The organism is Kytococcus sedentarius DSM 20547, assembly GCF_000023925.1.
Lineage (GTDB): Bacteria > Actinomycetota > Actinomycetes > Actinomycetales > Dermatophilaceae > Kytococcus > Kytococcus sedentarius.
Genome location: NC_013169.1, coordinates 1,371,084 through 1,397,174, shown reverse-complemented (window position 1 = coordinate 1,397,174; position 26,091 = coordinate 1,371,084). Strand labels below are relative to the sequence as shown.

Here is a 26,091-nt window from a genome sequence, read left to right as displayed (position 1 = left end):
CCGGCGGGTGATCAGGCCAAGGTCACCAGGTCCAGGTAGCTCACGTTCCAGAGGTCCTCGACGCCGTCGGGCAGCAGCAGCACCCGCTCGGGGTCCAGCGCCTCGACGGCACCCTCGTCGTGGCTCACCAGCACCACGGCGCCCTCATAGTGCGCCAAGGCATCGAGGATCTCCGCCCGACTGGCGGGGTCGAGGTTGTTCGTGGGCTCGTCGAGCAGCAGCAGGTTCGCGCCGCTGACCACCAGCATCGCCAGGGAGAGGCGGGTCTTCTCGCCACCGGAGAGGACGCCGGCCTTCTTGTCCACGTCGTCCCCGCTGAACAGGAACGAACCCAGCACCTTGCGCACGCCGGTCTCGTCGAGATCCGGGGCGCTGGACTTCATGTTCTCCAGCACGGTGCGCCCGACGTCGAGGTTCTCGTGCTCCTGGGCGTAGTAGCCGATGCGCAGGCCGTGGCCCGCAGCGACCTCACCGGTGTCCGGGGCATCCACCCCGGCCAGGATGCGCAGCAACGTGGTCTTGCCCGCGCCGTTGAGGCCCAGCACCACCACCTTGGAGCCGCGGTCGATCGCCAGGTCCACGTCGGTGAAGATCTCCAGTGAGCCGTAGCTGCGCGAGAGCCCGTGTCCCCGCAGCGGCGTCTTGCCGCAGGGGGCGGGGGTCGGGAAGCGCAGGGCAGCCACCCGGTCGGCCTGCCGCTCCCCCTCCACGCCGGAGAGCAGGCGCTCGGCACGACGGGCCATGTTCTGGGCGGCCGTGGCCTTGGTGGCCTTCGCCTTCATCTTGTCGGCCTGGGCGAGCAGGGCCTCGGCCTTCTTGGTGGCGTTGGTCAGCTCGCGCTTGCGGCGGTGTTCGTCGACCTCTCGCTGCTTGAGGTAGGCCTTCCATCCCAGCGAGTACTGGTCCAGGGCACTGCGGTTGGCGTCCAGGTGGAACACCTTGTTCACCACCGCATCGAGCAGGTCGACGTCGTGGCTGATGACGATGAGGCCGCCGGTGTAGTTCTTCAGGTGGTCGCGCAGCCAGGCGATGGAGTCCGCATCGAGGTGGTTGGTCGGCTCGTCCAGCAGCAGCGTCTGGGCGTCGGAGAACAGGATGCGGGCGAGCTCGATGCGGCGTCGCTGTCCACCGGAGAGGGTCGCGAGCTCCTGGTCCAGGATGCGGGTGGGCAGGCCCAGCGCTCCGGAGATGCGGGCGGCCTCGGCCTCGGCGGCGTAGCCGCCGGCGGCCTCGAACTCGGTGTTGGCCCGGTCGTAGCGCCGCATCGCCTTCTCGCGCACCGCAGTCTCGTCGCTGGCCATCTCCTGCTCGGCCCTCTCCCGGCGGCGCACGATGTCCTCCAACCCGCGGGCCGAGAGGATGCGGGCACGGCCCGTGACGTGCAGGTCCCCCGTACGCGGGTCCTGCGGCAGGTAACCCACCGGCGCCGAGCTACTCACTGAGCCCGCCGCAGGCAGCGACTCGCCCGCCAGCACCTTGGTCATGGTCGTCTTGCCGGCCCCGTTGCGCCCCACCAGGCCGATGCGGTCACCGGCCCCGACGCGGAAGGACGTGGGTTCGAGCAGCAGGCGGGGACCGGCGCGCAGCTCGAGGCCGGACACGGTGATCACAGGGACACTCCAAGGCAACAGGGGATGCGGGCGACGGCACAGTCTACGGACCCGCCGCGCAGGCTCAGGTTCGTGCTATCGAGGCCCGGTGCCGTGGAGTGTCAGCGGTTGGTGGGGTCGTCCATCCACTCCGGGAGATGCCCGACGAGTCGGACCCAGTCGCTGGGCTGGCGCAGACTGACCGAGTCGGACATCTCCTCCATGGCACAGTCGAACGAGTCCATCATCTCCTCCATCTCGAAGTTGAAGTAGTGCACGGCGTTCTCGACCGGCGCGGCCGAGGACCCTGGTTGGTCGCGCGGGAACGGGCGGGGTGCGTGCGCGACGTTCGATTCAGCCCGTGCACGACCTACGCTGGGCACCATGCTCGAGCTCACCGCCTCGGATGCCCGGACCGTCTGCCTGCTGGAGGGGGTGAGCGACGTCGCCGCCGTGCGAGCACTGATGGAGGGGGCCGGCATCGACCCCTCCCCCATCGAGCTGATCAGCCTGGGCGGGGCCACCAACCTGGGGCGCACCCTCAAGGAGGTGCGGCTGCTCCGCGGTGACGTGGACGTGGTGGGGCTGGTCGACGAGGCCGAGGCGCACGTCGCGGTGCGGGCCCTGGGTGAGGACGGGCTGCCGGTGCAGGACGCCAGCGACCTGCCGGTCTATGGCTTCTTCGTGTGCTCGGTGGACCTGGAGGACGAGCTCATCCGCGCCCTGGGCGCCGAGCGAGCCCGCGAGGTGCTCACCGAGGCGGGGCTGGGCGGAAAGCTCGAGGCGATGCAGCGGCAGGACGCCTGGGTGGGCCGTCCGCTGGACGAGCAGCTGCACCGCTTCTGCGGAGCGGCCTCCGGGCGCAAGGAGCGCGCGGCCGGGATCCTCGCCGGCGCGTTGGCCGCCGATGAGCTCCCAGAGCCGTTGGCCATGCTGCTGGACCGGCTGCGCTGGGCCTGAGCGCCGCGCAGCCGGTCCAGGTCAGCTGGTCCGGGTCAGCCGAGCACGAGCTTGCTGGCCCGCTCGACCGTGAACCACAGGCCGTAGGCCAACGGCAGACCCACCGCGAGCCAGGCCAGGGTGAGGAGGACCGGGGAGGTGGTGGCGGCCCCGGTCTGGGCACCGGTGGTGGAGGCCCTTGCGCGGTCGTCGGCGTGTGCCTGCGCGGTGCGGGCGGCCTCGACGTCAGTGTGGCGGGAGTCCACCGGGCGGATCAGCAGGTTCGCCACCAGGCCAACGGTGAGGATTCCCACCATCGTGAACAGGGCCGGCCGGTAGTCACCGGCGGTCATGGTGCCGGGCTCCCCCGCCGCATCGAGCACCGTGTTGATGATCAGCGGGCCGGCCACACCGGCGGCGGCCCAGGCGGTGAGCAGGCGGCCGTGGATGGCGCCCACCTCGAGGGTGCCGAAGAGGTCCTTGAGGTAAGCCGGGACGGTGGCGAAGCCGCCGCCGTAGAAGCTGATGATGACCACGGCCAAGAGAATGAAGACCACTGTGGAGCTGCTGCCCACCAGCGCCAGGGCCGCGTAGGCCACCAGACCGATGCCGAGGTAGCCGGTGTAGGTCCACTTGCGGCCGATCGCGTCCGAGAGTGACGACCAGGCGAAACGACCGGCCATGTTGGCCAGGGAGAGCACGCCCACGAAGCCGCCGGCAGCCGCGGCGGTCACGGCGCTGGTGCCGTTGTCACGGAAGAAGTCCTGGATCATCGGGGCGGCCTGCTCGAGGATGCCGATGCCGGCGGTCACGTTGCAGAACAGGACCACCCACAGCAGCCAGAACTGGGGGGTGCGGATGGCCGTGCCGGCCCGGACCAGCGAGCCGCCCTGACCGGGGCGGTGCGCAGCGGTGCTGTCGTCACCGAAACCCTGCGGAAGCCGCATCAGGGCCACGCCGATGAGCATGAGCACGAGGTAGCCCGCGCCGAGCGTGAGGAAGGTCAGGGAGAGCGACCGGCCGTCGGCGAAGGAGCCCGCGGTGGTGGGGCTGTAGCTGGGGTCGTAGAAGGACAGCAACCGGTTCGAGAGCGGTGAGGCCAGCAGGGCGCCACCGCCGAAGCCCATGATGGCCATGCCGGTGGCCAGCCCCGGCCGCTCCGGGAACCACTTCATGAGGGTGGAGACCGGGGAGATGTACCCGATGCCCAGACCGATGCCGCCGATCACGCCGTAGCCCAAGTACAGCAGCCAGAGCTGCCCGGTGGCGATGCCGGCGGACCCGACGACGAAGCCGGTGGCCCAGCACAGGGCCGCGACGAACATGGCCCGGCGCGGACCGTTGCGCTCCACCCACGTGCCGAAGATGGCGGCCGAGAGCCCCAGCACCACGATGGCGATGCTGAACACCCACGCCACGGCGGTCTGGCTGGACTCGAAGTGGTCCACCAGCGAGGACTTGAAGACCGAGAAGGCGTAGACCTGGCCGATCGAGAGGTGGACCGCAAGGGCGGCGGGGGGAATGAGCCATCGGCTGTAACCGGGCCCGGCCACCGATCCTGACTTGCTGAGGAATGCCATGTGAACTCCTTGCGCTGGGCCCGGGCGCTCCGGGGCGTTGAGGCATGGTTGCACCCACCAGCGCAATCTGCCCGCCGACACGGCCGCTGCGGGCTACGCTGGCGCCGACACGGCCGCTGCGGGCTACGCTGGCGCCGACACGGCCGCACGAGCAGTCAGGAACGCACCACATGACCTTCAACGACAACGCACGACTGGACACCTCGCAGGTCTCCGGCGGGGGCGGTGGCGGCCTCGGCCGCGGCGCTGCGGTGGGCGGCGGAGGTGGTGGCCTGCTGCTGATCGTGGCCTACCTGCTCTTCCAGATGCTGGGAGGCGGCGGTGACGAGGGTGGCCAGCAGGGCGGTGGGCAGCAGCAGGACAGCCCGTGGGGCTTCGGCGGCGGCAGCACGCAGGCCGAGGGCGACACCGGATCGTTCGGTGGCGGCAACGGCGACTTCTCGCACTGCAAGACCGGTGCGGACGCCAACGAGCACACCGACTGCCGCGTGATCGGCACGGTCAACTCGGTGCAGCAGTACTGGGAGCAGGCCCTACCGGAGGTGACCAACCCCTCCCAGGAGTACCGCAAGTCGACCACCGTCATCTACAGCGGCCAGACGCAGAGCGCCTGCGGCACGGCCTCCAACCAGGTGGGCCCCTTCTACTGCCCCGCGGACGAGCAGATCTTCATCGACCCGGCGTTCTTCGACCAGCTGGACCAGTTCGGCGCGGACAACACCAACCTGGCCCAGATGTACATCGTGGCCCACGAGTACGGACACCACGTGCAGAACATCCTGGGCTACCTCGGCGAGTCCCAGAAGGACCCGAAGGGCCCCGAGTCCGGCGCGGTGAAGGTCGAGCTCATGGCTGACTGCCTGGCCGGTGTGTGGGTGGCGAACGCCGACGGCACCACCGACTCCCAGGGCACGCCGCTGATCCAGAAGGTCACCGAGGAGCAGATCAACGACGCCCTCGAGGCCGCGGCGGCCGTGGGTGACGACAACATCCAGGAGCGCAGCGGGCGCGGCGTGAACCCGGACGCGTTCACGCACGGCACCTCCGAGCAGCGCCAGAAGTGGTTCATGGAGGGTTACAACGGCGGGTCCGCCACAGCCTGTGACACCTTCCGCGCCGAGAACCTCTGACGCGGCTGGCTCACCACCGCCCCCATCGGCCCCGCCGGTGGGGGCGGTGGCGCGTCCGGAGATGGTCCCGTCGCCCGGTCGCCCGGCCAGTGTGGTCGATGGCACACGACCCAGAGGCGCACGCGAGGTTTGGACAGGCATAAGATTAAGTCATGTCCCAAGTCCTGACGCGCCGTCTGCACGTGGACCTGGGGCGCGTGTGCGCCACGCGATGTTGAGCGCCTGACCGGCCGCTCCCCCGCGCCCTGCCGCGCTCCCCCCATCAGACCCTGACTCCCCTGCCGCCCTGCGTGGCGGGGCCTGTCGCGTGAAAGGAAACCCATGTCCGCCTCCTCCTCGACCACCACGGTCGAGAGCCGCTCGGCCCAGACCCCCAGCAAGCGCCGCTGGCTGCCGTCCTTCGGGATGCAGATCCTGCTCGGCCTCGTGGTGGGTGTCGCCCTCGGCGCCGTCGCCCGGACCCTCGGTGGCGACGCCGAGAACCCGAACTGGCTCACCGAGACCCTCACCATCGTCGGCACCACCTTCATCACGATGCTGAAGGCGCTGGTCCCGCCGCTGATCTTCCTGGCCGTCGTGGCCTCCATCGCCAACCTGCGCGACCTCGGCAACGCGGCGCGCCTCGCGGGCCAGACCCTCATCTGGTTCGGGATCACCGCGCTGGTCTCGGTGACCATCGGCATCGTTCTCTCCGTGGTCACCCGTCCGGGGGCGAACACGTCCGTCTCGCCCGATGCGGCGGCCGCCCCCGACGGTGGCGGCTCCTGGCTGGACTTCCTCACCGGGCTGGTGCCCACCAACATCCTGGGCCTCTCCGCCAAGGCGGGTGAGGGCGGCGCGGTGTCGCTGAGCTTCAACGCCCTTCAGATCGTCGTCATCGCCATCGCGTTCGGTATTGCCGCCATCAAGGTGGGCAAGGAGGCCGAGCCCTTCCTGGGCTTCAGCCAGTCGGCCCTGGCGATCGTGCAGAAGATCCTCTGGTGGGTCATCCTGCTGGCCCCCATCGGCACCGCCGGCCTGATCGGCCGCGCCGTGGCCACCTACGGCTGGACCACCATGGGCAGCCTGGGCATCTTCGTGCTCACCGTCTACGCAGGTCTGGCGCTGGTGCTGTTCGGCCTCTACCCCGCTGTGCTGAAGGCCCACGGGCTCTCGGTGCGGCAGTGGTTCTCCGGGGCGTGGCCCGCCATCCAGCTGGCCTTCGTCTCCCGCTCCTCCCTGGGAACGATGCCGCTGACGCAGCGCGTCACCGAGCGAAACCTCGGCGTGCCGTCCGGCTACGCGTCGTTCGCCATCCCCTTCGGCGCGACCACCAAGATGGACGGCTGCGCGGCGATCTACCCGGCCGTCTCGGCGATCTTCGTGGCGCAGTTCTTCGGGCTGGAGCTCGGGATCACCGACTACCTGCTGATCGTGGTGGTCTCGGTGCTGGGCTCGGCCGCCACCGCCGGACTCACCGGTGCGCTGGTGATGCTGACGCTCACCCTGTCGACCCTGGGCCTGCCGCTGGAGGGTGTCGGTCTGCTGCTGGCCGTCGACCCCATCCTGGACATGGGGCGCACTGCGGTGAACGTGGCCGGGCAGACGCTGGTGCCCACCATCGTGGCCAAGCGCGAGGGCATCCTGGACCGCGCCCTCTACGAGGCGCCGCGGGGTGAGCTGCCCTACGTGGACGAGAGCGTGACCGAGCAGGCCGAGCAGGCCCCCGGCGACGCCGCCGGCATCGAGGAGCCCTCGACCCGGCAGCCCGTCACGACCTGACGATCCCCTCCCCCGCACACGGCGAGGGCCCGGACTCCCCTGGTGGGAGTCCGGGCCCTCGCTCGTTGGTGCGCGCCGGGCGGGGCGGGGCTCAGATGTTGAAGCCCAGCGCCCGCAGCTGGTCGCGGCCGTCGTCGGTGATCTTGTCCGGACCCCACGGCGGCATCCAGACCCAGTTGATGACGTGCTGGGTCACCATGCCCTCGAGCACGCCGGCGATCTGGTCCTCGATGACGTCCGTCAGCGGGCACGCCGGGGAGGTCAGGGTCATGTCGATGACGGCGCTGCCGTCCTCCTCGACGGTGGTGCCGTAGACCAGACCCAGGTCGACGACGTTGATCCCGAGCTCGGGGTCGACGACGTCACGCAGGGCCTCGGTGACGTCCTCCGTGCTGGCTGCAGCTGTCTGCGTGGTCATGCCTGTGCTCCGTTCGTCGGTACTTCACTGTCCTGCTTCGAGCCGGTGATGTCCACCCCGGCGCGGGCGAGGGCGTCGGTCAGGGCGGTCCAGCCCAGCAGCGCGCACTTCACGCGCGCCGGGTACTGGGACACCCCGGCGAAGGCGACGCCGTCGCCGATGAGCTCCTCGTCGCCGCCGTACTGGCCGCGCGAGGTGAGCATCTTCCTCATCTCCGCCAGGCTCCCGGCCACCTCGGTGGCGTCGTGCCCGATGGTCTCCTCGGTCATCACCGAGGTCGACGCGGTGGAGATGCTGCACCCCATCGCGTCGTAGGAGACGTCGACGATGCGGGGCGGCTCGGTGCTGGTGTCCACGTGCACCCGGACCGTCACCTCATCGCCACAGGAGGTGTTCACGTGGTGCACCTCGGCCTCGTACGGCTCCCGGAGCCCGGCGTTCTGCGGGTTCTTGGAGTGGTCGAGGATGATCTCGGCGTACAGGTCCATCAGGCGGTCACCTCCATCATGCTGCCGAAGACCTCCGGCACGCGGTCCAGGGCGGTCAGGAAGGCATCGACGTCCTCGCGGGTCGAGTAGACCGAGAAGCTGGCCCGGGTGGTCGCCGGCACACGCAGCGCACGGTGCAGGGGCCACGCGCAGTGGTGCCCGGTCCGCACGGCGATGCCGGAGTCGTCCAGCACCTGGCCGACGTCGTGCGGGTGCACGCCCTCGACCGTGAACGACACGCACCCGACGCGCTCGGCCACCGGGCCGTCGCCGGTACTGGTGGGGCCGACGACGGTGACCCACGGGCGCTCTGCCAGGCCGTCCAGCGCGTACTGGACCAGCTCGCGGTCGTGGGCCGCGACGCGGTCCATGCCGATCTGCTCGAGGAACTCGATGGCCGCGCCGAGGCCGACGGCCTGCGAGGTCATGGGGACCCCGGCCTCGAAGCGGGCCGGCGGCGGGGCGTAGGTGGAGCCCTCCATCCGCACGATCTCGATCATGGACCCACCGGTGATGAAGGGGGGCATCGCCTCGAGCAGCTCGTAGCGGCCCCACAGCGCGCCGATGCCGGACGGGCCCAGCAGCTTGTGGCCGGTGAACGCCAGGAAGTCCACGTCCAGCGCGGCGACGTCCACCGCCAGGTGGGGCACCGACTGCGCGGCGTCCACCACGGTCAGCGCACCCACCTGCTTGGCCCGGGCCACGAGGGCCGGGACGTCGGCGACCGCGCCGGTCACGTTGGAGACGTGGCTGAAGGCCAGCAGCTTGGTGGTCTCGTCGACCACCTCGTCCAGCCGGTCGAGGTCCATCCGGCCCTCGGCCGTCAGGGGCAGCCACCGCAGGGTGGCGCCGGTACGGCGCGCGAGCTCCTGCCAGGGCACGAGGTTGGCGTGGTGCTCCGCCTCGGTGGTGACGATGCTGTCACCCGGCCCCAGGCGGAAGCGCTCGGCCACGGCCGGGTCGGCGCCCTCCATGGCCCCGGCGGCCGCGGCGTTCGAGAACGCGTAGGCCACCAGGTTCAGGGCCTCGGTGGCGTTCTTGGTGAACACCACCTCGCGCGACTGGCTGCCGATGAAGCGCGCCACCGCCTCCCGGGCACCCTCGAACGCGTCCGTGGCCTCCTCGGCCAGCTGGTGCGCGCCACGGTGCACCGCGGAACGGTGCTGGGTGACGTACTCCCGCTCGGCCTCCACCACGGCCAGCGGCTGCTGACTGGTGGCCCCGGAGTCCAGGTACACCAGCGGCCGCCCGCCGCGGACGGTGCGCGAGAGCACCGGGAACTGCGCGCGCAGTTCCGCCAGCTCCTCGGTGGTCAGGGCCGTCACGGTCAGACCGCCGCCTGCGTGTAGCGGTCGTAGCCCTCGGCCTCGAGGCGGTCGGCCAGCTCCGGGCCGCCCTCCTCGGCCACGGCGCCGTCCACGAAGACGTGCACGAAGTCGGGCTTGATGTAGTTCAGGATGCGCGTGTAGTGCGTGATGAGCAGCACGCCCATGTCCGAGGCCTCCTTGGAGCGGTTCACGCCCTCGGAGACGATGCGCAGCGCGTCGACGTCCAGACCGGAGTCGGTCTCGTCCAGCACGGCGATCTTCGGCTGCAGCAGCTCCATCTGCAGGATCTCGTGGCGCTTCTTCTCACCACCGGAGAACCCGGCGTTGACGTCGCGCTCGGCGAACTCCGGCTTCATGCGCAGGTCGGACATCGTGTTCTTGACGTCCTTGACCCAGGTGCGCAGCTTGGGGGCCTCGCCGTCCACGGCGGTCTTCGCGGTGCGCAGGAAGTTGCTGACCGTCACGCCCGGCACCTCCACCGGGTACTGCATGGCCAGGAACAGGCCCGCCCGGGCGCGCTCGTCCACGCTCATGGCCAGCACGTCCTCGCCGTCCAGGGTGATGGTGCCGGAGGTCACCTGGTACTTCGGGTGGCCGGCGATCGAGTAGGCCAGGGTCGACTTGCCGGAGCCGTTGGGGCCCATGATGGCGTGCGTCTCACCGGAGTTGATCGTCAGCGTGACGCCCTTGAGGATCTCTTTGTCCTCGCCGTCGTCCGTGCTGACCGAGACGTGCAGGTCCTTGATCTCCAGGGTGCTCATGTGTGTCCTTCTCTCAGATGTGGGTCGCGGAGTCAGTCCGCGAGGGTGACGTAGATCGAGGGGCCGTCGAGGCGCACCGTGTGCACCGCGACCGGCTGGGTGGCCGGGAGGCTCAGCGGGTACCCGTCGTTCAGGTCGAACTCCGAGCCGTGCAACCAGCACTCGATGGTGTCGCCGGTCACCTCCCCCTCGGCCAACGACACGTTGGCGTGGGTGCAGGTGTCGTCGATGGCGTGGATGCGGCCCGAGGAGTCGCGCACCACGGCCACCCGGCGGCCGCCGAGCTCGACGACCGCTCCCCCGACGGCGGGGAGCTCGTCGACGGTGCCGACGAGGAACTCCTCCGCCTGCCCCTGGGGGATGGAGCCGGTGGCGGGCGTCCCGGCGGGGGTCGACGCCATCAGACGATCGCCTCGTGCTCGGACCCGGCCTCCAGCGCCTGGAGCTCCTCGGCGTCGGCCGGCTCGAAGCCCAGCTCCACCTCGATCGCCCGCATGATGCGGTCGGTGACCTCGGGCACGCCGATGCGGCCCACGATGTCGGCGAAGAAGCCGCGCACGACCAGGCGGCGGGCCTCGGACTCGGGGATGCCCCGCGCCATCAGGTAGAACAGCTGCTCGTCGTCGAAGCGGCCGGTGGCGCTGGCGTGGCCCGCGCCCTCGATCTCGCCGGTCTCGATCTCGAGGTTCGGCACCGAGTCGGCCCGCGCCCCGTCGGTCAGGACGAGGTTGCGGTTCATCTCGTAGGTGTCGGTGCCCTCGGCCTCGGCGCGGATGAGCACGTCACCCACCCACACGGTCCGGGCCGTCTCGCCCTGGAGAGCGCCCTTGTACAGGACGTCCGAGTGGCACTTCGGCGCGTTGTGGTCGACGAACACGCGGTGCTCCTGGTGCTGCCCCGCATCGGCGAAGTACACGCCGAAGAGGTTGGCCGAGCCGCCGGGGCCGTCGTAGGAGACGTTGGTGTTCAGGCGCACCAGGTCACCACCGAGGGTGACCACGATGTGGCGGAAGGTCGCGTCTCGGCCGATGCGGGCCTCGTGCTGGCCGGTGTGCACCGCATCGTCCTGCCACTCCTGCAGCGAGACGACGGTGAGCTGCGAGCCGTCGCCGGCCAGGATCTCGACGTTCTCGCCGTGCTCGGCGGACCCGGTGTGCTGCAGGATCACCAGGGCGCGGCTGTGGGTCCCGGCCTCGATCACCACGTGGGCGTTCGAGCGGCGACCAGCGCCGTGGCCGGTCACGCGGACCACCAGCGGCTCGTCGAGCTCGGTGTCCGCCGGGATCTGCACGTGGAGCGCCTCCTCGCACCCGGCCGAGGCCACCACTGCCGCGCGGTCCTCGGGCACCAGCACGGTGCCGCGGGGCGCCTGGCCGGGAGCCAGCGGGGTCACCACGTACTGGGTGTCCGTGATGTCCCAGGTCGTGGCCGGGTGGTCACCGGCGGTGTCCGTGGCGCGCTCGGTCAACAGGGAGCCGAGGCGGTCCAGCGGCGTGAAGCGCCACTCCTCCTCGCGCCCGGTGGGCACGGGGAAGTCCGCCGGGTCCTCGGACCGGAGGCGCTTGGCCCGGGACTCGTCCTTCGCCGGGGTGCCCAGCTGCGCGGCCGGGTCGGTGTGCGTGGCGGCTGGGGCCAGGCGGCCGGCGGGAGCGCCCTGCGTGTTCTCGTCGGTCTTGCTGAGCAGCGACATCAGCCGACGGCTCCTTCCATCTGCAGCTCGATCAGGCGGTTCAGTTCCAGGGCGTACTCCATCGGCAGCTCACGGGCGATGGGCTCGACGAACCCGCGCACGATCATGGCCATGGCCTCGGTCTCGGAGACACCGCGGGACATCAGGTAGAACATCTGGTCCTCGGACACCTTGGAGACCGTGGCCTCGTGCCCCATCTGCACGTCGTCCTCGCGGATGTCGACGTAGGGGTAGGTGTCGCTGCGGGAGATCTGGTCCACCAACAGGGCGTCGCAGACCACCGACGACCTCGAGCCGTACGCGCCCTCGGCGACCTGCACCAGGCCGCGGTAGGAGGTGCGGCCGCCACCACGGGCCACCGACTTGCTCACGATGGAGCTGGTGGTGTGCGGGGCGTTGTGCACCATCTTGGCGCCGGCGTCCTGGTGCTGGCCCTCCCCGGCGAAGGCGACCGAGAGGGTCTCGCCGTTGGCGTGCTCCCCCATCAGGAAGACGGCCGGGTACTTCATCGTCACCTTGGAGCCGATGTTGCCGTCGATCCACTCCATGGTGGCGCCCTCGGCGCAGGTCGCGCGCTTGGTGACCAGGTTGTACACGTTGTTCGACCAGTTCTGGATGGTCGTGTAGCGCACCTTGGCGTTCTTCTTGACGATGATCTCCACGACGGCGCTGTGCAGCGAGTCCGACTGGTAGATCGGCGCGGTGCAGCCCTCGACGTAGTGCACCGAGGAGCCCTCGTCGGCGATGATGAGGGTGCGCTCGAACTGGCCCATGTTCTCGGTGTTGATGCGGAAGTAGGCCTGCAGCGGGATGTCCACGTGGACGCCCGGCGGCACGTAGATGAAGGAGCCACCGGACCACACCGCGGTGTTCAGTGCGGAGAACTTGTTGTCACCGGAGGGGATGACGCTGCCGAAGTGCTCGCGGAACAGGTCCTCGTGCTCGCGCAGGGCGGTGTCGGTGTCGACGAAGATGACGCCCTTCTCCTCCAGGTCCTCACGGATCTGGTGGTAGACCACCTCGGACTCGTACTGGGCCGCGACCCCGGCGATGAGGCGCTGCTTCTCGGCCTCGGGGATACCCAGCTTGTCGTAGGTGTCCTTGATGTCCTGGGGCAGCTCGTCCCAGCTGGTGGCCTGCTTCTCGGTGGACTTCACGAAGTACTTGATGTTCTGGAAGTCGATGTCCGAGAGGTCCGAGCCCCAGTGGGGCATCGGCTTGCGGTCGAACAGCTTGAGGGCCTTGAGGCGCATGGTGCGCATCCACTCCGGCTCGCCCTTGCGGGTGGTGATGTCCTCCACCACGGCCTCGGACAGGCCGCGCTGGGCGGTCGCTCCGGCGTCGTCGCTGTCGTGCCATCCGTACTCGTAGCGGCCCAGGTCCTTGAGGCCCGGGTTCAGCTCCTCGATGTGGGAGGCGCCGCTGGGGGTGCCATTGGCCGTCGTGGTCATCGTGACCTCTCCTCGGTGGTGGGGTGGGTGGTCGTGTCGGACACCTGCGGGCGGTCGGTGACCGTGGCCGCAGGGACGAAGGTGGTGCAGACGTGCCCGCCGGCCGGCAGGGTCTGCAGGCGCTGGACGTGCACGCCCAGCAGCTCGGAGAAGGCGTCGGCCTCCGCCTCGCACAGCGTGGGGAATGCCTCGGCCACGTTTTGCACGGGGCAGTGCCCCTGGCAGAGCTGCAGGCCTCGCACCTGCGGCACCTCGCGCACGGACGAGGCGAACCCGTCTTGGCGCAGCGCCGACGAGAGGGCGGCCGCACGGTCCAGGGGGTCGTCTCCGGCGCGCTCCACCTGCTCGGCGTACTGGCTGACCAGGCGGCGGGCCCGGTCCCGGGCGTACTGCTCCACCGCCTGCGGCCCCTGGGTCTGCTCCAGGAAGGTGAGGACCTCCAGCGCGACCGCATCGTAGGCGGTCGGCAGGGTGGCCTGTCCCTCGTCGGACAGGACCCAGGCCCGGGCGGGGCGGCCCCGCCCGCGGTGGCCCGCGGTGACGGTGGGCTCGTGCTCGGTGATCGTGCCCTCGGCGGCCAGGGCGTCCAGGTGACGGCGCACCGCTGCCGGGGTCAGGTCCAGCTGCTCCGAGAGCTCCCGGGCGGTGATGGGACCGTCCTGCGAGACGGCAGAGCGGACCCGGTCCCGGGTGGTCCTCGCCTGCTCGCTCATAAACACCACAACAGTGTGCGCTAATTGATGATTCCCGTCCAAGGTAGGCCTGCCTCACCCGGATTCGGGCGACGCGTCACCCGAAGTAGGGTGCTCCCCGTGTCCACCCCCTCCTCCCCCGCGGTCCGCTTCGACGACGTGCGCCTGCTGCGCGGCGACGTCCGGGCACTGGACGGGCTGACCTTCCACGCGCCCGCCGGCGCGGTCACCTGCGTGCTCGGGCGCAACGGCGCGGGCAAGTCCACGATGGTGGAGGCGTCGATGGGGCTGCTGCCGGCCGCCTCCGGGAGCGTCCGGGTGCTCGGTGCCGAGCCGTGGCGGTCGACCGCCGCCCACCGGGCACGGGTCTCGGTGGCCCTGCAGGACGGAGGACTGCCCACCGGCGTGCGCCCCTCGGTCCTGCTGGCCCACCTCTCGCGGCTCTACCCGAACCCGCGGCCGTGGCGGGACCTGTGGAAGCGCCTCGGGATCCAGGCCTACGACCGCCGCATCATCCGCCGCCTCTCCGGCGGCCAGAGGCAGCGCGTCGCGCTGGCCGCCGCACTGGTGGCCCGTCCCGAGGTCACGTTCCTGGACGAGCCGACGGCCGGCCTCGACCCCCACAGCCGCTTGGACGTCTGGGAAGTCGTGCGCCGCATCGCGCAGGAGGGCACGGCCGTGGTGGTGACCACCCACAACTTCGAGGAGGCCGAGCGCCTGGCCGACCACGTCGTCGTCATCGACGACGGCCGCTGCCTGGCCCAGGGAACCCCCGCCGAGGTCGCCGCGGGAACCACTCTGGAGGAGCGCTTCTTCTCCCTCACCGGCCGGGAGGGGGTCCGGTGAGCACCTCCCCCACCCAGCGCGTGCTGGCCCAGGGCCGCTACGAGACCGGAGTGCTGCTCCGCAACGGCGAGCAGCTGCTCGTCTCGCTCGCCCTGCCCCTGCTCGCCCTGCTGGCCCTGGCCTTCACGACCTACCCGTCGCTCGGCGAGGGCGAGCGGATCGACCTGGCCGTTCCGGGCGTCCTCGCCCTGGCCATCATGTCCACGGCCTTCACCGGTCAGGCGATCTCATTGGCCTTCGACCGCCGCTACGGGGTGCTGCGTCTCTTCGGCACGACCCCTTTGGGCACCAGTGGCCTCGTCGCCGGCCGGGTGCTGGCCGTGCTGGCCGTGATCACCCTGCAGGTGGTGGTGCTCGGCGCGGTGGGCCTGCTGCTGGGCTGGCGGCCGGAGCTCGTCGGCATGGCGCCGGCGCTGGCGGTGGGGGTCCTGGGCGCCGCTGCGTTCGTGGTGCTGGCCGTCCTCGTGGGCGGTCGGCTGCGGGCCGAGGCGGTGCTGGCGGTGGCCAACCTGCTGTGGGTGGTCTTCCTCGCCCTGGGCAGCCTGTTGCCCAGCGAGCGGTTCGGTGAGCCCTGGGCGCAGCTGGTGCGGCTCACCCCATCGGGCGCCCTGGGTGACGGCCTGCGGGCGGCGCTGGCCCACGGGCAGTGGGACCTCGGCGCCCTGGCGGTGCTGGCCGCGTGGGCGGTACTCGGCGGCCTTCTGGCCACGCGCGTCTTCCGCTGGTCGGACTGAGGTGAGCGGCGGGTCGGATCGTGGGGCGGGCCCCACCGACCGGTCCACGACGGCGCGTAGGATTTGCCCCCGTGAGCACCCCCTCCACCACTTCCTCCCGTCCCGCCCCGGCCTCTCCCCCGTCCTCCGGCGGAGGTCTCCCCAGCCGGCTCTGGAGCTGGCTCGGCACGATGGTGCGGCCCCTGCTCTGGCTGAACCTCGCCGTGGAGATCGGCATCGTCCTGACCGGCGGCCTGGTGCGCCTGACCGCCAGCGGCCTGGGCTGCCCGCGGTGGCCCGAGTGCCACGAGGGCTCGATCACGCCCGTGGTGACGCCGGCCGACGGGTGGCACCCCTACATCGAGTTCGGCAACCGCACCCTGACCGGGCTGGTGGGGATCGTCGCTCTGCTCACGGTCCTGGCGGTCATCGGCCGGGGCGGGCGCCGCCAGTCGCGCATCCTGCCGTGGACATGGATCGTACTGGCCGGTGTCGTCGTGCAGGCGGTCCTCGGCGGGATCACGGTGCTCACCAGCCTCCACCCGGTCACCGTGAGCGCCCACCTGCTGGTGTCGATGGTGCTCATCTCGGCGGCCGCGGCGGCCCTGTGGTTCGACCGCGATGTCGACGAGGTCACCCCCGAGCCGCTCCCCCGCCCGGTGAACGTCGTGGCCTTCCTGACCGCCGGGCTGGGGTTCGTCGTGATGCTGCTGGGCACCTTCGTGACCGGCTCCGGCCCCCACTCCGGCGACGCCGACGAACCGGCCCGCTATGGCTTCGACGTGAAGACCATGTCCTGGCTGCACGCCGACTCGGTGATGCTCTTCTGCGGCCTGCTGGCCGCGATGCTCCTGGCCCTGCACCTGCTGCCGCAGGTCAGCCAGCGCACCCGTCGGGTGTGGTGGGCGCTGCTGGGGGTGACCGTGCTGCAGGGCCTCATCGGCTACGTCCAGTACGCCCTGGCCGTCCCGGCGACCCTGGTCTGGCTGCACATGCTCGGCGCCAGCCTCATGGCGTGGATCCTCACCTGGGCGGTGCTCTCCGTCCGCCGGTGAGGAAACCGTCCGGGAAACTTCAAGATCGCCGGGAGGCGCACAAGTGTTCACCTGGCGTTCATGATGTGTTCACGCAGCATGTTGCTACACTCGAACATCCGGATCTGTTCCGGGCCACATCGAGAATGGAATAGCCATGCTCTCCATGCTCTCCTCCGGCTTTCTTGCGGCCGGACTGCTGGCCGGCCCCATGACCTCCCCCCCATCAGCTTCCTCAGTCTCAGTAGAGCAATCAGCCCCCTTGGCGGCCGCAACTCAGAGCGATGGGTCTGCGCCGACCTCCGCGACTGACTCAGCGGCAGCCGATGCAGCGGATGCTGCCACCATTGCTGAGCAGGAAGGCCGCAGTGTGGCTTCCGTCAAGGCGGACCTCGAGTGGCAGAAGTCCGTGCAAGCTGAGATTGACAAGCTGGCAGCTAGGGACCCTCAAGCTTTCACGGGTTCCACCCTTTCAGTTCCTGACCGTTCAGTCTGGGTGGGATTCACCGGTGCGGCGCCGACGGGCCCTGCCCAGTTCCCCACCGGCACCACCGCGAAGCTCCAAGGAGGCCTCCCGCTCAACCATGAGGCACGCGTCCAGGCGGCGCGTGACGGCGCCGAAGTGGTCGAGCAGCAATTCGGAGCGGAGACGGTGGCACGCGTCGACGCCATCAGCGGACGGACCGAAGTATTCGTGGCTGCGGCTGCACCGTCCGACGCTTCAGCCAAGACGCGGCGGGTCAAGAGCCAGGTGGACGGTCAGATCACAGTCCACTTCGACCCTGACGCAAAGGGTGGCGAGGAATCCATCAATGGGGGAGGCCGGCTCGAGTGGTCAGGGAGCAATACCCTGAAGTGCACGTCTGCATTCACTCAGGAGCGGTCCCTGTTCACTTTTCTCAACCGGGTCACCAAGAACTGGAACGCATATGTCTTGGTCGGCTAAGACGAGTTGGGTCCTCATGGGGACAGCCATCGGGCTCGCCGGGTGCAGCAGCTCCCCCCCTGGAACCGTTACCGAGAGCGGCACCACGCTCTGGGTGGCCGATGACGATTCGAGGACCGGCGAAGCCCATCTCGCGGGGACGCTCCGCTACCTGCCGGAGGACGGCTGCTGGGTGGTTGAGCCATCCCTCGAATCACTTGACCCCGGGGTCGAGCCGGAGGACCTGCGGACGGCCATCATCTGGCCGCAGGGGACAGAGGTGAGCGATGGCTCGGTCCCCGGCGTCTCAGTGGAGGGCAAGACCGTGCAGGACGGGGAGGGCATCGAGGCTGGGGCCGGCCTGGTCTCCACGGCCTCGGAGTTCGACATCCCTCAGTCCTGTCGCACAGGCGGCATCGCCTTCGTGCGCGACGTGCGCCTCACGAATTGAGCGCCTCCTGGCTGGCCCCCTGAGCGGGACCAGCACGCCCTCAGCAGGGGAGCGCCCCCACCGCGCTAGTCGGTGGGGGCGCTCCCCTGCTCCCGCCGTTCCGGTCGATCAGCCCAGGCCGGGCAGCGACCAGTGGAAGATTGGGTCGATCGCCACGGCCATGAACAGCACCGACACGTGGCTGATCGAGTAGTGGAAGAGCCGCATCGGCTTGATCTCGGCCTCGCTGAGACCGTCCCGCGCACCGCCCAGCAGGGTCCTGATCCCGTACAACGGGTCGTCCTTGTGGCCGCGGCGGCCGGTGGTGTCCAGCTGGACCCGGCGACGGACATCGTCCACGCACGCGGTAGCGAGCTTCCCCACGTGGAAGGCATCCACGACCACGGCCGCATCTGCGAGGTTCATCGATCACGTTCTTGTACCCGTGGAAGGGGTCCAGGGTGGCGACCTGCACCCGTCGCCGAACCCTGTCCCGATCACTCAGTCACGCCCCGTAAACGGCCCCGGAACGGCCCGGGACGAGGTCCAGCAGCCGGGCACGGGTCCGGTGGCCCTGGTCCCGGGACAGGTCGACCATCCCGGTCAGCATCCGCGGGCCTCGCGTGCAGGGGTCAACGTCGCGCCAGACGTGCTGATCGACCCCGAGCATCGTCACCCCCTCGAACCTGGCTGGGTCGGCCTCCAGGTCCTCCAAGCGGGCGCACACCGCTTTGCACAGGGTGTGCCAGTCCACCCCCAGCCGGCGGGCCAGACCCCGGTCGACGCATGCCTGCCGCGCAACTCGCCCACGGCCCAGACCACTGCCCGAGCCGTCAACCCGCCCATGGACGGGGCCACAGCCGGGTCCTGCTCGGTGAGGCTCCCACCCGGGCACAGGTCCTCGCGGCACACGTGTCGCCACTTGGACCACACCGGCTGCACCGGCCGACCGAAGGAGGGCGCGTACCAACACCACCTGGACAAGGCCGTGAGCGGTCACCATCACCCCCACAGTGCGGGCACCCGGCAGGCTCCCGCACGGACTCAATGTTCACCACCAGCCCTGCTGTGCCCGAGTCAGCGACCTTCGTGACCTTCATACCGGGCAGCCCCAGCCAGGTCTGACAGTCGACACACGAGGAAGCAGGGCACGGGGAAGTAGGCTCAGGCATAGTCGAGGCCCTTGGCGATCCGAGGGAGCAAAAGTCCTCAGATCATGCCCGGGACCTCGACCCCTGCACCCACCACCCTGACCGAACCCGCCCCAGCCCTCCGCATGCCAAACTCCGAAGAGCCCTATTGGCTGCTACCCTCCTCCGCGAGCTTCCAACTGGGGGGGCTCATCCCATGAGGAGAAGACAATGACATTCACCTTCTTCAAGAAGCTGCTTGCGCCTGCAGCAGCCGTTGCGGTGATCGGAGCGCCGCTGATGGTGGCCACGCCTGCCACTCATGCCGCACCGTCGAATTGCAGCTACTCGATCGACCGCCGCGATGTGACCGGTACCTGCAAGAGCGGCAGTGGTCAGTTCCGCATCCACCTCGACTGATTCTTCGCATGTGACACACGGGAGTGATGTGAGTGACTGAGCTCGAGGTGGAACGGGCCACGATTCACTATGGCAAGCGGACCGCCGTCGAGGAGGTCTCGTGGCGGCGAGGCTACGGCCTGCATGGGCTGCTCGGGGCAAACGGCGCCGGCAAGACGTCCCTGATGCGTGCCGTCGTGACCTTGCAGCCCCTCGATGGGGGCAGCATCATGCTGGGTGGTGCACCGGTTCGTCAGGTTCGGGAGCGCGTGGGCTTCCTGCCGCAGGACAACCTTCGCCGATCGCGGTTCACGGTGCGAGAGCACTTGGCCTACATGTGTTGGCTCAAGCGTTTGGACGATCAGGCCACCACCTCGGAGGTCGACCGTCTGTTGAGACTCGTGGACCTCGAGACGCGTGCCGACGATCGCATCAGGGCACTGTCAGGGGGGATGCGTCGAAGAGTCGGGGTCGCCTCGGCGCTGGTCGCCAGTCCCGAGCTCATCGTGCTCGACGAGCCAACAGCCGGCCTCGACATGGCGCAGCGGGACTCTCTCAACGAGCTGCTGCACCAGGTCTCGCAAAATGCGATCGTCGTCATCTCGACACACATCGTCGAGGACGTCCTCGACCACGCGGACACCATCACAGTCATGAACCAGGGCTCGTTCGTCTTCGACGGGACATTCGACAGGTTCAGCCCCACCCGGGAGCTCTCGACTGTGCGCGCCGCCTACCTCGAACTGGTTGCGCAGTGAAAGGCTGGCTGCTCTGGGCCAGGCACCAGGAGCTGCCTCGCTGTGCCGTCGCCGCTGTCATCGCCACCGGTGTCATGGCGGCGCTGGTCGCCGCGGCCAGCCTTGGCGGATCGATCGATGTGGGACCCCTGTGGATCTCCGTGGCCATGTCTCTGCCCCTGCTCTTCGCCTTCGTCAACGAGCACGATCTCGACCGAATCGCACCGCGATCGCTCCTTGCCCGTCGAGGCGCCCTGGTGGCGATCACGCTGGCTCTGACCGGCGCGTTGTCGGTGCTCACCTTCCCTGGTGACCCTCAGGCGCTCGCCGCGTGGCGCAACACTGCGGCCCTCATGGGTTGGGGACTGTTGAGCCTGACCGTGGTGCCGCGACCTGCCATCTGGGTGCTCCCCACTGTTGTGGCCCTCGCGTCGATGTTCTTCGGCTGGCCGCTAGAGCCCACCCTGAGCGACGGGATTCTCGGTGCCCTTCGAGCTCCGGGCACGCTGCATCTCGAGTCCACCGGTGAGCCCAACCTGAGCCTGCTTACCTGCGGGCTCGTGTGGGCCTTGGGGGCTGGCTCCTACCTGACCGGTGTGACTCTTCGGCGCCCAAGGGCGGAGCGGGCGTCTCGCGGCTCACGGGCAGAATCCGCAGACTCCGGCCCCCGGTCAGGGTTGGGCGGAGTGGCGCTGACCACTCCACTGATGGCAGTTGTTTCTCTTTCTGTCATCTGGACCGAGATGGCAAGTCTGCCGTTCTGGGGAGGGAGCCCTCGGCTTCTGCTTGCCAAAGACATCCCCTCGGCGCACTTCATCTTCATGGGGACCGCTGCCGTGGCAGGACTAGTCACTGGCCAGGCTCGGTGGCGCGCGGGAGTGACGCAGTGGGAGGAACTCTCCACCCGCAGCCCCGCCGAGCTTGTCGGCCGCACTGTCGGCCGGGCCGCACGCGTTGCCGCTGTCGGTCTGCTCGTCCCGATCACCGTGCTGGCGCTCGTGGCGGCCGCTGACCTCGCTCGGCACGTGCCCATGAACGTGGTGCTGCGGGAGTTCGCTGCGGGCTGGCCTGTGGTCTGTGTGGTCGTGCTCGAGGGGGTGGCCTTCGCCGCGGTGGGGGCTGTCATCGGGTGGTTTTCAGGGCGGGCGTGGCTGGCCCCGCTCTGGCTTGTCGCGGTTCTTGCTCTCGTGATCGCCACTCCAAAGCCTCCATCTCAAGACGTGGACGCTCGCTGGGCGCAGGCCTATGGTTTCGAGAGTTGCTCACGCAGTGTCAGGGTCGACGTTCAGGTGTGCGCTCCGGCCCCCGATGCGGGCTACGTGCCGGCAGCCCTTCGAACGGTGGAGGAAATCTACGCGTCGTCCGCTCATCCCGAGGCGCTACCGCGCACCGTTCACCTCGTGACAGCCGGTGTCATCCCGAGCAACGTGGGTGCCGACGGTGCGGACGTTCGCCCCAGTGTCGGGCAGTCTCGCACCCGTGGCCTGACTCCACCGGACGCCCTCGAAGGACCGTCAGCAGAGTCGCTGGCCTACACGACTGCGGCCTGGTGCCAGGGCACCGACGTATGGGACCTGCAGCAACTGTTCGGAGTGGGGGACGGTCCGAGCAACACGATGCCGACGACCCTCGCCTCGCTCCGCGACTGTCGGGCACAAGCCTGATTGGGTGCGCCCACGGCCTCGGTGGTCAGCCTGTAACCGCTGGTGCCGTGGTTCCAGGTGACTGTCCGGTCATCGATCTCGGGCTCGCTGTGCGGCCGCCACTGAGTTGATTCCGGAACGGGGGTGCTAGGAGGACGAGTTGGCAGGCTCCAGCCCTCCTCTGGTCGACAACACGCGTTGCAGATGGGGATGGCACCTCACCAGGCACCTTCGTGACCGGCTCCGGCCCCCACTCCGGCGACGCCGACGAACCGGCCCGCTATGGCTTCGACGTGAAGACCATGTCCTGGCTGCACGCCGACTCGGTGATGCTCTTCTGCGGCCTGCTGGCCGCGATGCTCCTGGCCCTGCACCTGCTGCCGCAGGTCAGCCAGCGCACCCGTCGGGTGTGGTGGGCGCTGCTGGGGGTGACCGTGCTGCAGGGCCTCATCGGCTACGTCCAGTACGCCCTGGCCGTCCCGGCGACCCTGGTCTGGCTGCACATGCTCGGCGCCAGCCTCATGGCGTGGATCCTCACCTGGGCGGTGCTCTCCGTCCGCCGGTGAGCCGCGCCGGCCAGTCGTGCCGGTGCTGACCACCGATTCCCATCACCCGGGTGCCGCACACGTCCCCGGTCGAACCCTCCACAGCACACGCCGGCCCGCCTGCATGGCCCGCCCCCTCTGAAGCCCCGCGCCCTCATCCATGCGTCACAGATGGTTCCCCCGAGCCCGCCCAAGCAGCATTCTGCGCCGCATAGATTGGCCAGAGTCGCGGAGACGCCGATAGAGAGCGGCACCAACCTTCCCGTGCGGCGTGATGTTTGCTGGAGCGGCGGCCGTGCGGCGCCCAGGCCGTCCAGCCGACCGGGACGCCGCACGGCAGCAACAGCAAGCGACCGGTTCGCCACACGCCGGCAACACAGAGCGCCCCCACCGCTGAGCGGTGGGGGCGCTCTGGTGATCCGCCGGACAGATCAGCCCAGGCCGGGGAGCGCCCAGTACAGCAGCGGGTCGATCGCCACGGCCATGAAGAGCACCGAGACGTAGCTGATCGAGTAGTGGAAGAGCCGCATCGGCTTGATCTCGGCCTCGGACAGCCCCGCCCGGGCGCCGCGCAGCAGGGTGTGCGACTCCATGACGAACAGCCCACCGGAGAGAACCGCCACCACCGTGTAGATCCACCCCATCGGGCCCACCGGGATGAGCACCAGGGAGGTCAGGAAGGTCGCCCAGGCGTAGAGGACGATCTTGCGCCCCACGGCGATGTTGTTCTCCAGCACCGGGAGCATCGGCACCCCGGCGTTGGCGTAGTCCTCCCGGAACTTCATGGACAGCGGCCAGTAGTGCGGCGGCGTCCAGAAGAAGACGAAGACGAAGAGCACCAGCGCCGGCCAGTCCAGCGAGTTCGTGACCGCCGACCAGCCGATGAGCACCGGGATGCAGCCCGCGAGCCCGCCCCAGACGATGTTCTGGCTGGTGCGCCGCTTCAGCACGATCGTGTAGAACCACGCGTAGAGCACGATCGCCCCGAAGGACAGCGCGGCCGAGAGCCAGTTGACCAGCAGGCCCAGCCAGAGCACCGAGGCCACACCCAGCACGGTGCCGAAGACCAGCGCCGCCCGCGGCGAGACCTGCCCGGTGACCAGCGGCCGGTTGCTGGTGCGGTGCATCTTCGCGTCGATGTCGCGGTCCAGGTAGCAGTTCAGGACGTTCGCGCTCGAGGCCGAGAGGGTCCCGCCGACGAGCGTGGCGATCACCAGCCACCAGCTGGGCACACCGCGCTCGGCCAGGAACATCACCGGGAAGGTGGTGATGAGCAACAGCTCGATGATGCGCGGCTTGCACAGGGAGATGTACGCCCGCACGGTGGACCACCGGTCGGTGTCCGCGGGGGTGACGCGACTGGCCGTCACCTGATCAGCCCCTGAAGTCACGGCGTCCTCTCGGGAAGGGGTAAGTGGTTCTGGGCAGCATCAGGCCCTCGGCCGGCTGCTGCAGTGCCCCATCGTATCTGCCCCTTGCCCATCTGCGACGCGGCGTCGTTGTTCGTGCTGCCATGCCGCGCCCATGGCCGATGGGGCCGCGGCGGCTCGTGCGGCCCGACCACCTCGCGCGGCCCGGCCGATCCCGCTGCCGGAATGCGCGGCTTCGGCATAGGGTTGGGGCAAGAGGCCGCTCGACGACGTGCGGGCCTGTGTACGCCCCGTGCGTCGTGGGCCGCCAGCTGCGGTTGGCGATCCACACGCGCGGTTCCACCTGAAGGAGTGCAGCGTGACCGAGTCCACCCAGCCCTCCCGCGACAGCCAGCTCGCGGACCCCATCATCGAGAAGGTCGGTTGGAGCGCCACCGACGTTCGCGCGGTCGACACCGCCCGCGTCCTCGCGGCCGACGCGGTGGAGAAGTGCGGCAGCGGGCACCCCGGTACCGCCATGTCGCTCGCCCCGGTGGCCTACCTGCTCTACCAGCAGGTGATGCGCCACGACCCGAGTGACCCGGACTGGCTGGGCCGCGACCGCTTCGTGCTCTCGGCGGGCCACTCGTGCCTCACGCAGTACATCCAGCTGTACTTCTCCGGCTACGGCCTGGAGATGGGCGACCTCAAGGCCCTGCGCACCTTCGAGTCCAAGACCCCCGGCCACCCCGAGGTGCACCACACCACCGGCGTCGAGGCCACCACCGGCCCGCTCGGCTCCGGTCTGGCCACCGCGGTGGGCATGGCGATGGCGCAGCGCCGCCAGCGCGGGATGCTCGACCCCGACGCGGCCCCCCTGACCTCTCCCTTCGACCACCACGTGTGGGTCATCGCCTCCGACGGCGACATCATGGAGGGCGTGACCTCCGAGGCCTCCTCGCTGGCCGGTCACCAGGAGCTCGAGAACCTCACGGTGATCTACGACGACAACGAGATCTCCATCGAGGACGACACCGACATCTCGTTCTCGGAGGACGTGGCCAAGCGCTACGAGGCCTACGGCTGGAACACCGTGACGGTCGACTGGCGGGTCAGCGAGCCCTACACCGAGAACGTCGACGCCCTGTACGCGGCCCTGGAGGCCTCGAAGCAGGCCGACGGCAAGCCGACCCTCATCAAGCTGCGGACGATCATCGGCTGGCCGGCGCCGAACAAGCGCGACACCGGTGCGGCCCACGGCTCGGCGCTGGGCGCCGACGAGGTGGCGGCCACCAAGGAGCTGCTCGGCTTCGACCCCGAGGTGCACTTCCCTGAGGAGGACGAGGTCCTGAACCACGTCCGCAAGGTCGTCGACCGCGGCGCGGCGGCCCACGCCGAGTGGGACAAGGGCTACCAGGCCTGGCGCGAGGCCAACCCCGAGAACGCCACGCTGCTGGACCGCCTGGTGGCCCAGGAGCTCCCCGAGGGCTTCGCGGAGGCCTTCCCCACCTGGTCCGCCGACGACAAGCCGATGGCCACCCGCAAGGCCTCCGGCCAGGTGCTCAACGCGCTGGCGGAGATCATGCCCGAGCTCTGGGGCGGCTCGGCCGACCTCGCCGGCTCGAACAACACCACGATGGACAACGTCCCGAGCTTCGTGCCCGAGGGCAAGTCCACGAACATGTTCTCCGGCAACAAGTACGGCCGCACCCTGCACTTCGGCATCCGCGAGAACGCCATGGGCATGGCACTGACCGGCATGGCGCTGGAGGGCTTGACCCGCCCCTACGGCGGCACCTTCCTGACCTTCAGCGACTACATGCGGCCGGCCGTGCGCCTTGCGGCCATCCAGGAGGCCCCGGTCACCTACGTGTGGACGCACGACTCCATCGGCCTGGGTGAGGACGGCCCCACCCACCAGCCGATCGAGCACCTCGCCGCGCTGCGCGCCATCCCCGACCTCGATGTGGTGCGGCCGGCCGACGCGAACGAGACCGCCGTGGCCTGGCGCACCATCCTGGGCCACGTGGACCACCCGGCGGCGCTGGCGCTGACGCGCCAGGAGCTCCCCCACATCGACCGGGAGCAGTTCGCCTCCGCCGAGGGGGTCGCGCAGGGCGGCTACACGCTCGCCGACGCCGAGGGCGAGCTGAAGGTCCTCATCGTCGCGACCGGCTCCGAGGTGCAGATCGCCCTGGAGGCCCGCGAGCAGCTGCAGTCCGAGGGCATCGGCACCCGAGTGGTCTCCATGCCCTGCCGTGAGTGGTTCGCGAAGCAGGACCAGGCCTACCGCGACGAGGTCATCCCCCCGAGCGTCCGCGCCCGCGTCTCGGTCGAGGCGGCCATCGCGATGTCCTGGTGGGACATCCTCGGCGACGCCGGTCAGGCCGTCTCGCTGGAGCACTTCGGTGCTTCCGCGCCGTACGAGGTGCTCTACGAGAAGTTCGGCATCACCCCCGAGGCCACGGTGGCCGCGGCCAAGAAGTCCCTGAAGATCGTGGAAGGACAGTGAG

General features: G+C 69.8%; 27 protein-coding genes. 13 read left to right on the top strand and 14 right to left on the bottom strand.

Annotated features, from left to right (window positions below; genetic code table 11):
* Window positions 1-11: 11 nt before the first annotated feature.
* Both KSED_RS06570 and KSED_RS14895 read right to left on the bottom strand, forming a co-directional pair.
* On the bottom strand, window positions 12-1,610 hold the full coding sequence (locus tag KSED_RS06570; protein ID WP_015779320.1) for an ABC-F family ATP-binding cassette domain-containing protein: 1,599 nt from the start codon (window positions 1,608-1,610) through the stop codon (window positions 12-14).
* Between the two features lie 101 nt (window positions 1,611-1,711).
* A complete protein-coding gene (locus KSED_RS14895) occupies window positions 1,712-1,867 on the bottom strand; it encodes a hypothetical protein (RefSeq protein WP_015779319.1) in 156 nt (51 codons plus the stop codon).
* A gap of 106 nt (window positions 1,868-1,973) precedes the next feature.
* On the opposite strand from KSED_RS14895, the gene KSED_RS06565 reads away from it, so the two are divergent.
* Window positions 1,974-2,549: a hypothetical protein gene (locus KSED_RS06565; RefSeq protein ID WP_015779318.1), complete on the top strand. Its 576-nt coding sequence runs from the start codon at window positions 1,974-1,976 to the stop codon at window positions 2,547-2,549.
* Between the two features lie 35 nt (window positions 2,550-2,584).
* Here the strand turns inward: KSED_RS06565 and KSED_RS06560 are convergent, their stop codons facing one another.
* Window positions 2,585-4,108: an OFA family MFS transporter gene (locus KSED_RS06560; protein WP_015779317.1), complete on the bottom strand. Its 1,524-nt coding sequence runs from the start codon at window positions 4,106-4,108 to the stop codon at window positions 2,585-2,587.
* Between the two features lie 170 nt (window positions 4,109-4,278).
* Here KSED_RS06560 and ypfJ point away from each other — a divergent pair, with 170 nt between their 5' ends.
* Window positions 4,279-5,238: a KPN_02809 family neutral zinc metallopeptidase gene (gene ypfJ / locus KSED_RS06555; protein WP_015779316.1), complete on the top strand. Its 960-nt coding sequence runs from the start codon at window positions 4,279-4,281 to the stop codon at window positions 5,236-5,238.
* A 321-nt stretch (window positions 5,239-5,559) separates the two neighbouring features.
* A complete protein-coding gene (locus tag KSED_RS06550; protein WP_015779315.1) occupies window positions 5,560-6,999 on the top strand; it encodes a dicarboxylate/amino acid:cation symporter in 1,440 nt (479 codons plus the stop codon).
* A gap of 91 nt (window positions 7,000-7,090) precedes the next feature.
* On the opposite strand, the gene KSED_RS06545 is transcribed toward KSED_RS06550, so the two are convergent.
* Genes KSED_RS06545 through KSED_RS06510 form a run of 8 tightly spaced genes read right to left on the bottom strand, consistent with a single transcriptional unit; the run spans window position 7,091 to window position 13,848 of the window.
* The gene (locus tag KSED_RS06545; protein ID WP_015779314.1) at window positions 7,091-7,417 is read right to left on the bottom strand and encodes a metal-sulfur cluster assembly factor; all 327 of its coding nucleotides are present in this window, start codon (window positions 7,415-7,417) and stop codon (window positions 7,091-7,093) included.
* Window positions 7,414-7,905, bottom strand: a complete 492-nt coding sequence (gene sufU / locus KSED_RS06540; protein WP_015779313.1) for a Fe-S cluster assembly sulfur transfer protein SufU — start codon at window positions 7,903-7,905, stop codon at window positions 7,414-7,416. Before sufU ends, KSED_RS06545 begins: the two co-directional genes overlap by 4 nt.
* Complete coding sequence (locus KSED_RS06535; protein ID WP_015779312.1) at window positions 7,905-9,230, bottom strand: aminotransferase class V-fold PLP-dependent enzyme; 1,326 nt, start codon at window positions 9,228-9,230, stop codon at window positions 7,905-7,907. The genes sufU and KSED_RS06535 overlap by 1 nt, the downstream gene beginning before the upstream one ends.
* Before the next feature lie 2 nt (window positions 9,231-9,232).
* Complete coding sequence (gene sufC / locus KSED_RS06530) at window positions 9,233-9,994, bottom strand: Fe-S cluster assembly ATPase SufC (protein WP_015779311.1); 762 nt, start codon at window positions 9,992-9,994, stop codon at window positions 9,233-9,235.
* A gap of 32 nt (window positions 9,995-10,026) precedes the next feature.
* Entirely contained in the window at window positions 10,027-10,395 is a 369-nt protein-coding gene (locus KSED_RS06525) for a non-heme iron oxygenase ferredoxin subunit (RefSeq protein WP_015779310.1), read from the bottom strand.
* Window positions 10,395-11,684: a Fe-S cluster assembly protein SufD gene (sufD, locus tag KSED_RS06520; RefSeq protein ID WP_015779309.1), complete on the bottom strand. Its 1,290-nt coding sequence runs from the start codon at window positions 11,682-11,684 to the stop codon at window positions 10,395-10,397. Before sufD ends, KSED_RS06525 begins: the two co-directional genes overlap by 1 nt.
* Window positions 11,684-13,135 carry a Fe-S cluster assembly protein SufB gene (sufB, locus tag KSED_RS06515; protein WP_015779308.1) on the bottom strand — a complete coding sequence of 484 codons (1,452 nt, stop codon included), beginning with the start codon at window positions 13,133-13,135 and terminating at the stop codon, window positions 11,684-11,686. Before sufB ends, sufD begins: the two co-directional genes overlap by 1 nt.
* Window positions 13,132-13,848 (bottom strand): helix-turn-helix transcriptional regulator, encoded by a 717-nt coding sequence (locus KSED_RS06510; RefSeq protein WP_015779307.1) that lies wholly within the window; start codon window positions 13,846-13,848, stop codon window positions 13,132-13,134. Before KSED_RS06510 ends, sufB begins: the two co-directional genes overlap by 4 nt.
* Before the next feature lie 99 nt (window positions 13,849-13,947).
* On the opposite strand from KSED_RS06510, the gene KSED_RS06505 reads away from it, so the two are divergent.
* From KSED_RS06505 to KSED_RS06485, 5 genes are all read left to right on the top strand, one after another.
* The gene (locus tag KSED_RS06505; RefSeq protein WP_015779306.1) at window positions 13,948-14,673 is read left to right on the top strand and encodes an ABC transporter ATP-binding protein; all 726 of its coding nucleotides are present in this window, start codon (window positions 13,948-13,950) and stop codon (window positions 14,671-14,673) included.
* Complete coding sequence (locus KSED_RS06500; protein WP_015779305.1) at window positions 14,670-15,407, top strand: ABC transporter permease; 738 nt, start codon at window positions 14,670-14,672, stop codon at window positions 15,405-15,407. Before KSED_RS06505 ends, KSED_RS06500 begins: the two co-directional genes overlap by 4 nt.
* A 71-nt stretch (window positions 15,408-15,478) precedes the next feature.
* A complete protein-coding gene (locus KSED_RS06495) occupies window positions 15,479-16,441 on the top strand; it encodes a COX15/CtaA family protein (RefSeq protein WP_237699574.1) in 963 nt (320 codons plus the stop codon).
* Between the two features lie 136 nt (window positions 16,442-16,577).
* Window positions 16,578-17,366, top strand: a complete 789-nt coding sequence (locus KSED_RS06490; protein ID WP_143827357.1) for a hypothetical protein — start codon at window positions 16,578-16,580, stop codon at window positions 17,364-17,366.
* A gap of 94 nt (window positions 17,367-17,460) precedes the next feature.
* Window positions 17,461-17,796, top strand: coding sequence for a hypothetical protein (locus KSED_RS06485; RefSeq protein ID WP_143827356.1), 336 nt, complete (start codon window positions 17,461-17,463; stop codon window positions 17,794-17,796).
* A gap of 108 nt (window positions 17,797-17,904) precedes the next feature.
* On the opposite strand, the gene KSED_RS15030 is transcribed toward KSED_RS06485, so the two are convergent.
* Window positions 17,905-18,201, bottom strand: coding sequence for a transposase (locus KSED_RS15030; RefSeq protein WP_049758392.1), 297 nt, complete (start codon window positions 18,199-18,201; stop codon window positions 17,905-17,907).
* Window positions 18,202-18,280: 79 nt separating this feature from the next.
* Window positions 18,281-18,445: a hypothetical protein gene (locus KSED_RS15025; RefSeq protein WP_174260697.1), complete on the bottom strand. Its 165-nt coding sequence runs from the start codon at window positions 18,443-18,445 to the stop codon at window positions 18,281-18,283.
* A 691-nt stretch (window positions 18,446-19,136) separates the two neighbouring features.
* Here KSED_RS15025 and KSED_RS06475 point away from each other — a divergent pair.
* The 4 genes from KSED_RS06475 (at window position 19,137) to KSED_RS06460 (ending at window position 22,250) form a co-directional block, all read left to right on the top strand.
* Entirely contained in the window at window positions 19,137-19,325 is a 189-nt protein-coding gene (locus tag KSED_RS06475; protein WP_015779301.1) for a hypothetical protein, read from the top strand.
* 32 nt (window positions 19,326-19,357) lie between these two features.
* Window positions 19,358-20,062, top strand: a complete 705-nt coding sequence (locus KSED_RS06470) for an ATP-binding cassette domain-containing protein (protein WP_015779300.1) — start codon at window positions 19,358-19,360, stop codon at window positions 20,060-20,062.
* Window positions 20,059-21,705, top strand: a complete 1,647-nt coding sequence (locus KSED_RS06465) for a hypothetical protein (protein ID WP_015779299.1) — start codon at window positions 20,059-20,061, stop codon at window positions 21,703-21,705. The genes KSED_RS06470 and KSED_RS06465 overlap by 4 nt, the downstream gene beginning before the upstream one ends.
* A 212-nt stretch (window positions 21,706-21,917) precedes the next feature.
* A complete protein-coding gene (locus KSED_RS06460) occupies window positions 21,918-22,250 on the top strand; it encodes a COX15/CtaA family protein (RefSeq protein ID WP_237699573.1) in 333 nt (110 codons plus the stop codon).
* A 410-nt stretch (window positions 22,251-22,660) separates the two neighbouring features.
* Here the strand turns inward: KSED_RS06460 and KSED_RS06455 are convergent, their stop codons facing one another.
* The gene (locus KSED_RS06455) at window positions 22,661-23,599 is read right to left on the bottom strand and encodes a heme o synthase (protein WP_015779298.1); all 939 of its coding nucleotides are present in this window, start codon (window positions 23,597-23,599) and stop codon (window positions 22,661-22,663) included.
* Between the two features lie 358 nt (window positions 23,600-23,957).
* Between KSED_RS06455 and tkt the strand changes: the two genes are divergently transcribed.
* Window positions 23,958-26,090, top strand: a complete 2,133-nt coding sequence (tkt, locus tag KSED_RS06450; protein WP_015779297.1) for a transketolase — start codon at window positions 23,958-23,960, stop codon at window positions 26,088-26,090.
* Window position 26,091 lies beyond the last annotated feature (1 nt).